This is a genomic window from Enterobacter cloacae complex sp. 277I4 (assembly GCF_050031465.1).
In the GTDB taxonomy this organism is placed as follows: Bacteria; Pseudomonadota; Gammaproteobacteria; order Enterobacterales; family Enterobacteriaceae; genus Enterobacter; species Enterobacter cloacae.
Genome location: NZ_JBLGWC010000001.1, coordinates 2143342 through 2157474, shown reverse-complemented (window position 1 = coordinate 2157474; position 14133 = coordinate 2143342). Strand labels below are relative to the sequence as shown.

General features: G+C 55.6%; 14 protein-coding genes. 5 read left to right on the top strand and 9 right to left on the bottom strand.

The window, feature by feature from the left end:
• Positions 1 to 33: 33 nt before the first annotated feature.
• Genes ACQG19_RS10485 through ACQG19_RS10475 form a run of 3 tightly spaced genes read right to left on the bottom strand, consistent with a single transcriptional unit; the run spans position 34 to position 2554 of the window.
• Positions 34 to 846 (bottom strand): MetQ/NlpA family ABC transporter substrate-binding protein, encoded by an 813-nt coding sequence (locus tag ACQG19_RS10485; RefSeq protein WP_013096945.1) that lies wholly within the window; start codon positions 844 to 846, stop codon positions 34 to 36.
• Between the two features lie 24 nt (positions 847 to 870).
• Complete coding sequence (locus ACQG19_RS10480; RefSeq protein WP_013096946.1) at positions 871 to 1539, bottom strand: methionine ABC transporter permease; 669 nt, start codon at positions 1537 to 1539, stop codon at positions 871 to 873.
• Positions 1532 to 2554 (bottom strand): methionine ABC transporter ATP-binding protein, encoded by a 1023-nt coding sequence (locus ACQG19_RS10475; RefSeq protein ID WP_020688322.1) that lies wholly within the window; start codon positions 2552 to 2554, stop codon positions 1532 to 1534. The genes ACQG19_RS10480 and ACQG19_RS10475 overlap by 8 nt, the downstream gene beginning before the upstream one ends.
• Before the next feature lie 398 nt (positions 2555 to 2952).
• Between ACQG19_RS10475 and ACQG19_RS10470 the strand changes: the two genes are divergently transcribed.
• From ACQG19_RS10470 to lpp, 5 genes are all read left to right on the top strand, one after another.
• Positions 2953 to 4323: a pyridoxal-phosphate dependent enzyme gene (locus ACQG19_RS10470; protein ID WP_013096948.1), complete on the top strand. Its 1371-nt coding sequence runs from the start codon at positions 2953 to 2955 to the stop codon at positions 4321 to 4323.
• Positions 4324 to 4333: 10 nt separating this feature from the next.
• A complete protein-coding gene (locus ACQG19_RS10465; protein ID WP_029883873.1) occupies positions 4334 to 5479 on the top strand; it encodes a trans-sulfuration enzyme family protein in 1146 nt (381 codons plus the stop codon).
• A gap of 73 nt (positions 5480 to 5552) precedes the next feature.
• Positions 5553 to 5849, top strand: coding sequence for a hypothetical protein (locus ACQG19_RS10460; protein WP_418250441.1), 297 nt, complete (start codon positions 5553 to 5555; stop codon positions 5847 to 5849).
• Between the two features lie 7 nt (positions 5850 to 5856).
• Complete coding sequence (pykF, locus tag ACQG19_RS10455) at positions 5857 to 7269, top strand: pyruvate kinase PykF (RefSeq protein ID WP_013096950.1); 1413 nt, start codon at positions 5857 to 5859, stop codon at positions 7267 to 7269.
• A gap of 311 nt (positions 7270 to 7580) precedes the next feature.
• Entirely contained in the window at positions 7581 to 7817 is a 237-nt protein-coding gene (gene lpp, locus ACQG19_RS10450; protein WP_001082307.1) for a murein lipoprotein Lpp, read from the top strand.
• A gap of 61 nt (positions 7818 to 7878) precedes the next feature.
• Here lpp and ldtE read toward each other — a convergent pair whose 3' ends face one another.
• The 6 genes from ldtE to sufB form a co-directional block, all read right to left on the bottom strand.
• Positions 7879 to 8892, bottom strand: a complete 1014-nt coding sequence (ldtE, locus tag ACQG19_RS10445) for a L,D-transpeptidase LdtE (protein ID WP_038419196.1) — start codon at positions 8890 to 8892, stop codon at positions 7879 to 7881.
• Between the two features lie 97 nt (positions 8893 to 8989).
• The gene (gene sufE / locus ACQG19_RS10440; protein ID WP_013096952.1) at positions 8990 to 9406 is read right to left on the bottom strand and encodes a cysteine desulfuration protein SufE; all 417 of its coding nucleotides are present in this window, start codon (positions 9404 to 9406) and stop codon (positions 8990 to 8992) included.
• 14 nt (positions 9407 to 9420) lie between these two features.
• Positions 9421 to 10641 (bottom strand): cysteine desulfurase SufS, encoded by a 1221-nt coding sequence (gene sufS, locus ACQG19_RS10435; RefSeq protein WP_038419195.1) that lies wholly within the window; start codon positions 10639 to 10641, stop codon positions 9421 to 9423.
• Positions 10638 to 11909, bottom strand: coding sequence for a Fe-S cluster assembly protein SufD (sufD, locus tag ACQG19_RS10430; RefSeq protein ID WP_038980321.1), 1272 nt, complete (start codon positions 11907 to 11909; stop codon positions 10638 to 10640). The genes sufS and sufD overlap by 4 nt, the downstream gene beginning before the upstream one ends.
• Positions 11884 to 12630 (bottom strand): Fe-S cluster assembly ATPase SufC, encoded by a 747-nt coding sequence (gene sufC, locus ACQG19_RS10425; protein ID WP_013096955.1) that lies wholly within the window; start codon positions 12628 to 12630, stop codon positions 11884 to 11886. Before sufC ends, sufD begins: the two co-directional genes overlap by 26 nt.
• 9 nt (positions 12631 to 12639) lie before the next feature.
• Complete coding sequence (sufB, locus tag ACQG19_RS10420) at positions 12640 to 14130, bottom strand: Fe-S cluster assembly protein SufB (protein WP_013096956.1); 1491 nt, start codon at positions 14128 to 14130, stop codon at positions 12640 to 12642.
• Positions 14131 to 14133 lie beyond the last annotated feature (3 nt).

The window sequence follows — 14133 nt, the reverse complement described above, 5'->3', positions numbered from 1 at the left end:
AACTCACCGGGCTTCCTAAGCTAAATCAATTAATTAGTTATTTACCGGGATCACCGCGCCTTTGTACTTGGTGCGGATCCAGTCCTGAATCTCTTTGGAGTGCAGCACGTTCACCAGCGCAACGATATCTTTCTTCTTCTCGTCACCGCGATGCACGGTAATGATATTGGCATACGGGTTGTTTTCACCGCTCTCAACTGCAATCGGGTCGTGAACCGGATCCAGACCGGCGTCAATCGCGTAGTTGGCGTTGATCACAACCGCCGCGCCTTCATCGTTGTTATACATCTGCGGCAGCAGAGACGCTTCCACGTTAGGGGTGAACTGCAGCTTTTTCGGGTTCTCCACGATGTCGCTGATGCGCGCGGTCACTTTGTCGATGCCAGGCTTCAGCTTGATCACCCCTTCTTTTTCGAAGATAGAGAGAATACGCCCCTCTTCAGAAACGGCATCACGCATGATGATTTTGCCGCCTTCCGGCAGGTCTTTCAGCGACTTGTATTTTTTGGAGTAGATGCCGATGGGCTCGATGTGGATCGCGCCTGCGCTGACAAAATCATAGTCCTTATCGCCTTCGTGATCTTTCAGCACGCTGTTCAGATAAGGGATGTGCTGGAAGTAGTTCGCGTCAATGTCATGACCCGCCAGGGCAGTGTTGGGCAGAATGTAGTCCTGGAACGGTTTGATCTCCAGGTCGATACCCTGCTTCGCCAGAATCGGCTTCGCCTGTTCAAGAATTTCAGCATGTGGCGTATTGGACGCGCCCACGGTGAGGGTGTCAGCCCAGGAGGCAAAGCTCAGGGCGCTGAGGGTTGCTGCGGCGATCAGTGTCAGTGTCTTTTTCATGATGATGGTTCCTGTGTGTATTTATTAGCGTTTATCTAACAGTGAGGTAATGATGTCGCCGCAGAACTGGATAACAAAAACGATGATCAAAATGGTCACCGTTGCCACCAGCGTGACGTCACCATGGTTGCGCTGGAATCCTTCCAGATAAGCCAGATTTCCCAACCCACCGGCGCCAATCACCCCGGCCATTGCGCTGTAGCTCACCAGCGCAATCAGCGTCACCGTAATACCAGAAACCAGTGCGGGTGATGATTCCGGCAGTAAAACCCGAAACACTAAGGTGCTCAGTCGTGCCCCCATTGAGCGCGTTGCTTCTATGACCCCTTTGTCCACTTCACGCAGGGCGATCTCCACCAGGCGGGCGTAGAACGGTGCGGCGCCCACAATCAGGGCAGGCAGTGCCGCATTAGCTCCCAGGATGGTGCCAACAACGGTCTTGGTGAACGGGATCAGCAAAACAATCAGAATGATGAACGGGATAGAGCGGAACACGTTCACCACAATCGAAATGACGCTATAGACCGTGCGGTTGTGGAACAATCCGCCGCGGGCGGTTAAAAACAGCGCCAGACCCAGTACGATCCCCAGCACAAAGGTCGCCACACCGGAGAGCGCGGTCATGTACAGCGTCTCAAGCGTTGCCGCCCAGAGCTGATCCCACTTCAGATGCGGAAAGAGATTCTCAGCCATGTTTAATCACCTCGCCTTCAATATCGCTGTGCTTCAGGTCGGCGAGGATATTGTTCAGTTGTTCATCGGATGCCACCACGTGTACCCACAGTTGGCCAAACACGCCGTGCGCCGTCTGGGTCATTTTTCCGTGCAGAATGTTAAACGGCAGGCCGTAGCGCAGCGTCAATTCACCCACAATCGGTTTATGTGTGCTGTGCCCGGTGAAGGTCAGACGGATGACCGTCCCTTCCAGATCGTTTGCCAGCTCGGTATTAAAGGTCTCTTCCTCGGCGTACTGGCTCACCTGGCGGACAAACTGCTGCGTAATCGGCTGCTGCGGATGGGTAAAAACGCTCAGCACGTCGCCCTCTTCCACCACTTTACCGTTCTCCATCACCGCCACCCGGTCACAGATTTTGCGCACCACGTGCATCTCGTGGGTGATGAGGACGATGGTCAGCCTGAAACGACGGTTTATGTCCAGCAGCAGATCGAGGATCTGATCGGTGGTCTGTGGGTCGAGCGCAGAGGTGGCTTCGTCACAGAGCAATACATCCGGGTTGTTCGCCAGCGCACGCGCAATGCCCACGCGCTGCTTTTGCCCGCCGCTCAGCTGCGACGGATACGCATTTTCGCGGCCTTTCAGCCCGACCAGTTCCACCAGCTCGGCCACGCGGGCCTGAATCCTGGCCTTTGGCACCCCGGCGATCTGCATCGAAAAGGCAATGTTTTCCGCTACCGTTCGCGACCACAGCAGGTTGAAGTGCTGGAACACCATGCTGATCTTCAGACGCGCCTGTCGCAGCGCTTCCCCCTTTGCGGCAGAAATGTCCTGACCGTTAATGGTCACGCTGCCGCTGCTCGGTTTTTCCAGGCCATTTAACAGGCGGATAAGCGTACTTTTCCCCGCGCCGCTGTAGCCAATAATGCCGTATATCTGCCCCTGCTCAATCGTCAGATTGACGTTATCAACGGCCGTGAGCGCCACCTTGCCGTTGTCAAAGACCTTCGAAATATTGCTGAGAACAATCATTCTTAATCGTTATCCGTCCGCCCTGGCGGTTTAGAAGTATGGATGTCCAAACGATAGTAATCAGCCGTTACTTGCTTTTAAATGAACAAAAAAGCATGTGTTATAACCAGTGGGAATAAACACTGCCTGTCGCGGGCGAGACCCGTTTAGACCAATTTCAGCAATGTTTATCTGCACGATGCATATGTCAGGGGCGACCCACGCCAAAAACGCGCATTTTTTCAACATATTCTGTTGATATAGCCATCCTCACATCCGGAGCACTTTACGTCTTGCTATCCTGACATCCAAAAACACCATTTATATTCTTTTCTGTTCTAAAAAGCAGAGATTCGTTCTTTCTTGCGAAATTTTCACCGCTCTATCATCCCGTCATGACCTCCTGAAAGGAAAAACCCATGACGATTTACCACTCCGTCACTGAACTGATTGGCCAAACACCCGTTATCCAGCTGCATAAACTGGACACCGGCCTCTGCTCGCTGTTTCTGAAACTGGAGAACCAGAACCCGGGTGGCTCTATAAAGGACCGCGTGGCGCTGTCGATGATTAATGAAGCGGAGCGCACCGGCCAGCTGCAGCCGGGCGGCACGATTATTGAGGCCACGGCGGGAAATACCGGCCTGGGTCTGGCCCTGATCGCCGCCCAGAAAGGCTATTCGCTGATCCTGGTGGTACCGGACAAAATGAGCCGCGAGAAAATCTTCCACCTTCGCGCGCTGGGTGCCCAGGTGGTACTGACGCGTTCGGACGTCAATAAGGGCCATCCCGCCTATTACCAGGATTACGCCCGGCGTCTGGCGAGTGAACTGCCCGGCGCGTTTTACATCGACCAGTTCAACAACGAAGCCAATCCGCTGGCGCACCGTACCACCACCGCGCCGGAGCTGTTTGAACAGCTTAACGGCAGGATCGACGCCATCGTGGTGGGCGTGGGATCAGGAGGCACGCTGGGTGGCCTGCAGGCGTGGTTCGCCGAACACTCGCCGCACACGGAGTTTGTCCTCGCAGACCCGGCAGGATCGGTTCTGGCCGACCAGGTGGAAACCGGACGCTACCGCGACGCGGGCTCCTGGCTGGTTGAGGGAATTGGCGAAGACTTTATTCCGCCACTGGCCCACATTGACGGGGTGAATCGCGCCTGGCGCATCACCGACCGCGACGCGTTCGCCACCGCGCGCGAGCTGCTGAAAACGGAAGGCATTCTGGCTGGCTCCTCCAGCGGAACCCTGCTGGCAGCCGCGCTGAAGTATTGCCAGGCACAGACCACGCCGAAACGCGTGGTGACCTTCGCCTGCGACAGCGGCAACAAATACCTCTCAAAGATGTTCAACGATGACTGGATGCGTCAGCAGGGGCTGATGTCCCGCCCGCAGGCAGGCGATCTCTCTGACTACATTGCGCTGCGCCACGACGAGGGCGCCACCGTCACCGCCGCCCCGGACGACACGCTTTCCACCGTACTGGCACGCATGCGCCTGTATGACATCTCGCAGCTGCCGGTGCTGGAGAACGGCAAGGTGGTAGGCATTATTGATGAGTGGGATCTGCTGCGCCACATTGGCGGCGACGGGGCTCGCTTTGCCCTCCCCGTCACGGCGGCCATGACGCAACAGGTGGAGATTCTTGATAAGCACGCGCCGGAAAGCGCCCTGCACGCCATCTTTGACCGCGGTCTGGTGGCGGTGATTAATGACAATGACCGTTTTCTGGGTCTGATCACCCGCAGCGACCTCCTCACCGCCTGGCGCAACCGTCTACAGCAATAAGGAAACAAAAATGAAAAATCTCGCCACGCTCAGCGTACACAGCGGCCAGGTTAACGATCAACACGGCGCGGTCATGCCGCCCATTTATGCCACCTCGACGTTTGCGCAACCGTCGCCGGGGGAGCATACCGGCTACGAATATTCCCGTAGCGGCAATCCTACCCGCCATGCGCTGGAAACTGCCATCGCCGAACTGGAAGGCGGTACGCGCGGCTATGCTTTTGCCTCCGGTCTGGCCGCCATTTCCACCGTACTGGAGTTGCTGGATAAAGACAGCCATATCGTCGCCATTGATGACGTCTATGGCGGCACCTACCGTCTGATTGAAAACGTGCGTAAGCGCAGCACCGGGCTGCGGGTCAGCTGGGTAAAGCCCGACGATCTGGCCGCGCTGGAAGCCGCCATTGGCCCCCAAACGCGCATGATCTGGGTGGAGACGCCGACTAACCCGCTGCTGAAACTGGCCGACCTGGCAGCCATCGGGGCCATTGCCCGCCGCCATAACGTGATAAGCGTGGCGGATAATACCTTCGCCTCCCCGGTCATTCACCGTCCGCTGGAGCTGGGTTTTGATATCGTAGTACACTCCGCCACCAAATACCTGAACGGCCATTCCGACGTGGTAGCCGGGCTGGCGGTGGTGGGCGATAACCCGGCGCTGGCGGAACGGTTGGGTTATCTGCAAAACGCCATCGGCGGCGTGCTCGATCCCTTCAGCAGTTTTCTGACGCTGCGCGGAATGCGTACCCTGGCTCTGCGGATGGAAAAGCACAGCAGCAACGCGCTGGCGATTGCGCAATGGCTTGCGCAGCAGCCGCAGGTCGAAAAGGTGTTCTATCCGGGGCTGGATTCGCACCCGCACTATCAGCTCGCCCGCAGGCAAATGGCGCTGCCGGGCGGGATGATTTCCGTCGTGGTGAAAGGCGATGCGCAACGTGCGACGGAGGTGATCCGCAAGCTGAAGCTGTTCACCCTCGCAGAAAGTCTCGGCGGTGTGGAAAGCCTGGTGAGTCAGCCCTACAGCATGACTCACGCCTCTATTCCGCGCGAGCAGCGTCTGGCTAACGGCATTGTGCCGCAGTTGATCCGCCTGTCCGTTGGGATCGAAGAGGCAGACGATCTGATTGCCGATCTGAGTCAGGCGCTGGAAAAATAAGTGAAAGGCGGCAGGCCCCTCGCCTGTCGCCATAAGTTGTCATTATGCCTTAACGCATTGATAACAATATTATGTGAAACTGCACAGATTATTTCTGAAACACCGTTTCCATTTTCCTTTTATCTTAAAATCAGCGTATAATGCGCGCCAAATCCCTGGTGAATGGTTTCAGCGCTTGGAATACAAAAAACAACGTACAACTTCTCCTCTCCTTCGTTGGGCTGTCACTCAGGCACACTTTCTTCTGCACGCTCATTTGATGTCTCCTATCCTTAGTGCGTGTCATATACTCTTTTGCAACACAGGTTTGACTCCGCGGCGGTGCGCCCCCGGAGCGAGATTTCCATATCCTTCCCAACTTAAAGACTAAGACTGTCATGAAAAAGACGAAAATTGTTTGTACCATCGGCCCGAAAACCGAATCTGAAGAGATGCTGACCAAAATGCTGGACGCCGGCATGAACGTTATGCGTCTGAACTTCTCTCACGGTGACTACGCTGAACATGGTCAGCGTATCCAGAACTTGCGCAACGTCATGAGCAAGACCGGTAAAAAAGCCGCCATCCTGCTGGATACCAAAGGTCCTGAAATCCGCACCATCAAACTGGAAGGCGGTAACGACGTCTCCCTGAAAGCGGGCCAGACCTTCACCTTCACCACTGACAAGTCTGTGGTCGGTAACAGCGAAATCGTTGCGGTAACCTATGAAGGCTTCACCAGCGATCTGTCTGTGGGTAACACCGTGCTGGTAGACGATGGTCTGATCGGAATGGAAGTCACCGCCATCGAAGGCAACAAAGTCATCTGTAAAGTGCTGAACAACGGCGACCTGGGCGAAAACAAAGGCGTTAACCTGCCAGGCGTTTCCATCGCGCTGCCAGCACTGGCTGAAAAAGACAAGCAAGACCTGATCTTCGGCTGCGAGCAAGGCGTTGATTTCGTTGCTGCCTCCTTCATCCGTAAACGTTCCGACGTGGTTGAAATCCGTGAGCACCTGAAAGCGCACGGCGGCGAGAAGATCCAGATCATCTCCAAAATCGAAAACCAGGAAGGCCTGAACAACTTCGACGAAATCCTCGAAGCGTCTGACGGTATCATGGTTGCGCGTGGCGACCTGGGTGTTGAAATCCCGGTAGAAGAAGTGATCTTCGCGCAGAAGATGATGATCGAGAAATGTGTCCGCGCACGTAAAGTGGTTATCACTGCCACCCAGATGCTGGACTCCATGATCAAAAACCCACGTCCAACCCGCGCTGAAGCAGGCGACGTGGCGAACGCCATCCTCGACGGTACTGATGCCGTCATGCTGTCTGGCGAATCCGCGAAAGGTAAATATCCGCTGGAAGCGGTGTCCATCATGGCCACCATCTGCGAACGTACTGACCGCGTGATGACCAGTCGTCTGGACTTCAACAACGACAGCCGCAAACTGCGCATCACTGAAGCAGTCTGCCGCGGTGCGGTAGAAACGGCTGAGAAGCTGGAAGCGCCACTGATCGTGGTTGCAACGCAGGGCGGTAAATCTGCGCGTGCCGTACGTAAATACTTCCCGGATGCTACCATCCTGGCGCTGACCACCAATGAAACCACTGCGCGTCAGCTGGTGCTGAGCAAAGGTGTTGTTGCGCACCTGGTGAAAGAGATCGCCTCTACTGACGATTTCTATATTCAGGGTAAAGAACTGGCGCTGGAAAGCGGCCTGGCACAGAAAGGCGACGTGGTGGTAATGGTATCGGGTGCACTGGTACCGAGTGGTACAACCAATACCGCATCTGTTCACGTGCTGTAATAATGTTCAAACGAATTAGTTTTTGATAAAAAGCGTCCTTCGGGGCGCTTTTTTTATTCGTGGTATTAGCCAACTCTATTCAAAAAGCAAATCGGGTTTTTCTATTTAATCGCGATTTATGTAAGACGAATCCGATGAAAAATGCCTTTTTTAACATAGCTTTTTCGACAAAAATGCCGAATTCGTTGCTTCTTTGAGCGAACGATCAAAAATAGGCGTATTCCCATCAAAAAAATATTCTCAACCCAAAAAAGTTTGTGTAATACTTGTAACGCTACATGGAGATTAACTCAATCTAGAGGGTATTAATAATGAATCGTACTAAACTGGTACTGGGCGCGGTAATCCTGGGTTCTACTCTGCTGGCAGGTTGCTCCAGCAACGCTAAAATCGATCAGCTGTCTTCTGACGTTCAGACTCTGAACGCTAAAGTTGACCAGCTGAGCAACGACGTGAACGCAATGCGTTCCGACGTTCAGGCTGCTAAAGACGACGCAGCTCGCGCTAACCAGCGTCTGGACAACCAGGCTACTAAATACCGTAAGTAATAGTACCTGTTAATAAAATGGCGCACATTGTGCGCCATTTTTTTTGCCTGCGTCAAACGTCCTACTGCGTCACCTTCTCACCATCCTCTTCCGTTACCGCAGCAGAGACACGGCTGTTCTGTACGGACTGCACGTTGTTGCTGGCCGACGGGCCGTTAGCCGCCGATACGGCGACCGGGATCCCCGCCCGGCGCGACAAGGCTTTATCAATAAGCGCTTTGTCACTTCCTGCCTGAGAAACAAACGAGGCAAAGTCAGCGGAATGGGTAATAGGTGTAATCTGCGGGTTTTCTCCCTCCACCTGCGCCAGCGGACGATGTACTTCAATATAGCGTTTGCCATCCGGCTCGACGGAGAACTTCACCGGCTCATTGATAATCTGTACCCGCGTGCCGACCCGCACCTGTTCGAACAGGGCTTTAATGTCCGGAGCGTTCATGCGCATACAGCCTGAACTCACCCGCAGGCCAACGCTGTCCGGCGCACTGGTACCGTGGATGAGATATTCCCCATTGCCCACGCCTAAACGCAGTGCAAAGCGTCCCAGCGGGTTATTTGGCCCGGCGGGTACGACCGGCGGCAATTTAATGCCCTGTTCCAGAGAGCGCGCTCTGATGCCCGGCGTCGGGGTCCAGGTTGGATTAGGGATCTTCTGACTCACGCGGGTCGTCGTGACCGGCGTCTCCAGCCCCAGCTGTCCAATCCCCAGCGGGAAAACCTGAACAATATTTCCCCCCGGCGGATAGTAGTAGAGCCGTAACTCGGCCAGGTTCACCACAATACCTTCGCGTGGCGTGTCCGGAAGCAGCATCTGGGATGGAATGGTAATCACCGTTCCCGGCGCAGGGTTTACCGGCGCAATGGTATTATTGGTTTCAAGGATGAGCTGTGCCGCAGTATTAAACCGACGTGCGATGGTCTGAAGTTTGGTATCCCCTTCCTGTATTGTGTAGGTTTGATTTTGCCCAATCAGACGGCTGCCTGCGGGCGGTAACGGATAATCCATCGCACTGGCCGAATTAAGAGCGCCGAGCGAACCAAGGAGTAAGAATGTTATTAGAGACGCGCGCTTCATGCTGAGATTCCTTATTCACTGACAGAACGCCAGAAAGCTGAAAAACCAGCGAGGCGGGAACCACCTCGCGAAACAGAATGAATGCTGTCCTGTAAGTCTAGCTAATGATTGCAGCTTTGGCGCGGATGGCGCGAATCATCGCTTCCAGCCCCTGGGAGCGGGACGGGGTGAGGTGTTGGGTCAGGGCCATTTTTTCAAACCACGGGCGCACATCAAAGGCGACAATATCCTGTGCGGACATCTGGTGGTAGAGAATAAAGACCACGGCGATAAGCCCTTTCACAATCGCGGCATCGCTGTCGCCGTGCAATTCAATCGTACCGTCGCCCTTTTGCTCCATCACAATCCACACCTGGCTCTGGCAGCCCTGAATAATATTATCCGGGTTATGCGCCGCTTCACTGAGCGGCGGCAAACGCTGCCCCAGCTCAATAATATAGAGATACTTTTCTTCCCAGTTTGCGCAACGTCCGAAGTTACGCAGTAATTTATCTTTGTCCGGCAACTCTGCCATTGTTCGCTTCTCCGTTAGCCCAGCAACTGGTGAATGCGTTTTAGCCCCGCCACCAGCCTGTCGACCTCTTCCGTTGTGTTGTACATTACCAGCGACGCGCGGCACATTGCCGGGACCTGATAAAATGCCATCAGCGGCATGGCACAGTGGTGCCCCGTACGCACGGCCACGCCATAGTTATCGAGGAAACTGCCCACGTCATAGGCATGGTGTTTTCCCAGATTGAACGCAATCACGCCCTGCCGGTTGGCCGGGCCATACAGGGTCAACTCGGGCACGCTGGCAAGCTCCTGCAGCGCGTAGTGCATCAGCATCTGCTCATACTCCTGGATGGCCTCAAGGCCAATGGAGGAGACATAAGAGAGAGCAGCCCCAAGCCCGATAATCCCGCCGGTATTGGGCGTACCAGCCTCAAAACGCCACGGCGCGCGCGCGTAGGTGGTCCCTTCCGACAGGCTGACGGTGGCGATCATCGAGCCGCCCCCTTCCCACGGCGGCATGGCCTGCAAAATATCGTCTTTCACATACAACACGCCGATCCCGGTTGGGCCATAAAGCTTATGCCCGGAGAAGACGTAAAAATCGCAGTCCAGCGCCTGAACATCCACCGCGTGATGCATCACCGCCTGAGCGCCATCAATCAGGACCTTCGCGCCCGCCCGGTGGGCTTTTTCGACGATCTCTGCCACCGGGTTTTCAGTGCCCAGCACGTTAGAGACCTGGGTTATCGCCACCAGCCGCGTGCGGTCGTCCAGCAGGGCATCAAGGTGCTCAAGCTGAAGCGTGCCGTCCTGATTCAACGGGATCACCCGTAGCGCAGCACCCACACGCTCACAGAGCATCTGCCACGGCACGATATTGGCGTGGTGTTCCATCTCGGTGATGATGATGTTATCGCCCGCGTGGACCTGCGCACTGCCCCAGCTGTTGGCGACAAGGTTGATCCCTTCCGTCGTGCCGCGCACAAACACCAGCTCTTCCGGCGAGCGCGCATTCAGAAAAGCGGCCACCTGGGTGCGGACGTTCTCCATACGCTGGGTCGCCTCTGCGCTCAGCGTATGAATACCGCGATGCACGGCGGCGTAACCGTGTCGGTAGAATTCGGCTTCTGCATCCACCACCTGATTCGGTTTTTGCGCGCTGGCAGCGCTGTCGAGATAGGCCAGCGGCAGTCCATTCACTTCACGGGTCAGAACCGGGAAATCGGCCCGTACTTTCTCTACGGGAAAACTCATGCTGCGCCTCCAGGCAGACGCTGACCAATACGGGCCAGCACCTGCTGTTTTAACAGGCCATCGTCCAGCGCCTCCGTCAGCTCTGCGGCAAAGGCGTAGATAATCATTTTCTGCGCCGCCTGCTGGTCAATACCGCGCGAACGCAAATAGAACATCTGTTCATCGTCAATGCGCCCGACCGTGGCGCCGTGGCTGCATTTTACGTCGTCGGCATAGATCTCCAGCTGCGGCTTGGTGTCCACTTCTGCCAGGCGCCCCAGCAGCAGGTTGTTGTTGGTCATCTGCCCGTCGGTCTTAATGGCGTGCTGCGCCACATTGATCAGACCGTTAAACACCGCGCGGCCTTTGTCGCTGACAATGGTTTTGTGCAGCTGGCGGCTGTTGCAGTAGCCTTTGTTGTGCTCAAGCCAGGTCCGCGTATCACACACTTCCGATTTGACCGGCATCGCCAGGCTGTTGATGCGCAGGGTGGTGTTCTCGCCGTTAAGCTGCGTGCTGGTATTGTGACGCAGTACCGCGCCCCCCAGCAGGAAGCTGTGGCTGTATGCCGCTGCATCTTGTCCAAGCAGGATATCGTTATGCGCAAAGTGGTGACTCTGCGGGTTCTCGAATGCCAGCTTGATATGGTGCAGCTGAGCGTTGGCGGCGACATTCATCGTCAGGCGCGCCCCGGTAAAGTGGCGGGTATCGTTGAGGCTGACGTAATGTTCAATAATCGTGGCTTCCGCCCCCTCCGCCAGCTCCAGATGGTGGCGATAGTGCGCAGTATTGATTTCATCGCCGTCCAGGCCCTGGGTGATGTGCATCAGCAGCAGCGGTTTCGCCGGGCGCTGGTTTCGCTTCACGTGAATCTGCGTCACACTCTGCGCCAGGCTCTCGGTAAGGTGCAGAAAGACCTCCGGCTGCACGGGTGCCGTCAGGCCCTGGCGCTCATCATTAATAGTGATCGTATAACCGCTCTCGTCGGTGCTGTCGCTCAGATCAGGACGGAACTGGCCGTCGACAAACACCAGGCGCAGGGCATCCACATTCAGCGCCAGTGCATCGCGCTGCGTCGGTGTGATATCCGCCCGTTGCGAGACAAATTCAGCGTTCAGCAGGCCCTCAAGCGGCGTGTACTTCCAGTTCTCATGTTTACGCGTGGGTAAACCGAGGCGCAGCATCTGTTGCAGGTGCTGTTGTGCCTGCTCAGAACGCCTTCCGCCCTGCGCTTCAAACAGGCGGTGCCACTGCTGGAGCGCATTACTGCTGTTCGGTAAGCCAGCCATAACCCTGCTCCTCCAGTTGTTTGACCAGCGTGAAATCACCGGATTTCACAATGCGCCCCTGGTAAAGCACGTGGACGTAATCCGGTTTGATGTAGTCAAGAATACGCTGATAGTGGGTAACGATAATGAATGACCGTTTGCCGTCGCGCAGAGAATTCACCCCGTCGGCGACAATCTTGAGGGCATCGATATCCAGACCGGAATCGGTCTCATCCAGAATGCACAGTTCAGGTTCAAGCACCGCCATCTGCAGAATGTCGTTGCGCTTCTTCTCGCCGCCGGAGAAGCCGACGTTCACCGAGCGGGTCAGCAGATCTTCCGGCATTTTCAGCAGCTTGATCTTCTCTTCCATCAGGTCCTGAAAATCAAAACGATCCAGCGCCTCCAGGCCACGGTATTTGCGTACCGCGTTGAGCGCCGTTTGCAGGAAGAACTGATTACTGACGCCCGGAATTTCGACCGGATACTGGAAAGCCATAAAAATGCCCTCCCCCGCGCGCTCTTCCGGCGACATCTCCAGCAAATCTTTGCCGTTAAACTCAACCGAGCCGTTGGTCACTTCGTAATCTTCGCGTCCCGCCAGCGTCGCTGAAAGCGTACTTTTCCCGGAGCCATTCGGCCCCATAATGGCGTGGACTTCACCCGGCTTGACGTCAAAATTGAGGCCACGCAGGATGGCTTTGTCTTCCACGCTAACCTGTAAATCTTTAATACTTAACATGTGCTTTCCTTAACCGACGCTGTGTTCAAGACTAATGGCGAGGAGTTTCTGGGCTTCAACGGCAAATTCCAGCGGCAGTTCAGAGAACACGTCCTTACAGAAGCCGTTGACAATCATCGAGATGGCATCTTCTTCACTGATCCCGCGCTGCAGGCAGTAGAAGAGCTGATCTTCCCCGATACGCGACGTTGTCGCCTCATGCTCAAGCTGGGCGCTGTTGTTGCGACACTCCACGTACGGGAAGGTATGCGCGCCGCAGTCTGCGCCAATCAGCATGGAGTCACACTGGGTAAAGTTTCGCGCGTTGGTAGCTGTTGGCATGATTTTCACCAGCCCGCGATAGCTGTTCTGGCTGTGTCCGGCGGAGATACCTTTTGAGATGATGGTCGATTTGGTGTTTTTACCAATGTGGATCATCTTGGTGCCGGTATCCGCCTGCTGATGGCCGCTGGTCAGCGCAACGGAATAAAACTCGCCGATGGAGTTATCCCCGCGCAAAATACAGCTCGGATACTTCCAGGTAATGGCCGAGCCGGTTTCAGACTGGGTCCAGGACATCTTGCTGTTTTCGCCTTCGCACAGCGCACGCTTGGTGACGAAGTTGAGGATACCGCCGGTATTACCGTCGCCCGGGAACCAGTTCTGCACCGTGGAGTATTTCACTTCGGCGTCTTTATGGATGATGACTTCAACCACCGCGGCGTGGAGCTGATAGCTGTCGCGCACCGGCGCGGAACACCCTTCGATGTAGCTGACGTAGCTGCCTTCGTCCGCCACCAGAATGGTGCGCTCGAACTGGCCGGTCTTTTCCGCGTTGATGCGGAAATAGGTCGACAGCTCCATTGGACAACGTACCCCTTTCGGCACGTAGATGAAGGTGCCGTCTGAGGCGACCGCTGCGTTGAGCGCCGCGAAGAAGTTGTCGTTAGACGGTACCACGGTGCCAATGTACTTTTTCACCAGTTCCGGGTGATCGTGGATCGCTTCGCCGAAAGAGCAGAAAATGATCCCCTGTTCCGCCAGCTTCTCACGGTAGGTGGTTGCCACCGAGACAGAGTCAAAAATGGCGTCCACCGCCACCTCTTTCCCTTCGCGAACCGGCACGCCAAGCTGGTTAAACGCCTCTTCCACCTCTTTACTCAGGAAGCTATTATCCGCCCCGGTTTGCTGTACCGCGCCGGGCTGCGAGGCGCAGGTGTCGTCACAGCTGCCGCAGGAAGGTGCAGAGTAGTAGCTGTAATCCTGATAATTCAACTTATCGTAGTGGGCTTTCAGCCAGTGCGGCTCTTCCATCTCCAGCCAGGCCCGGTAAGCGCTCAGGCGGAATTCGAGCATCCACTCCGGCTCGTTACGTTTGGCTGAAATTGCGCGCACGACATCTTCATTGATGCCCTTTGCCAGTTCATCAGTTTGCAGCTGGGTGAAGAACCCCTCTTTATAGTTGAGGTGTCCGCCGCTCCAGGTATTTACTTCACTCGTTGCTTCAGTATTACGAGACATAGT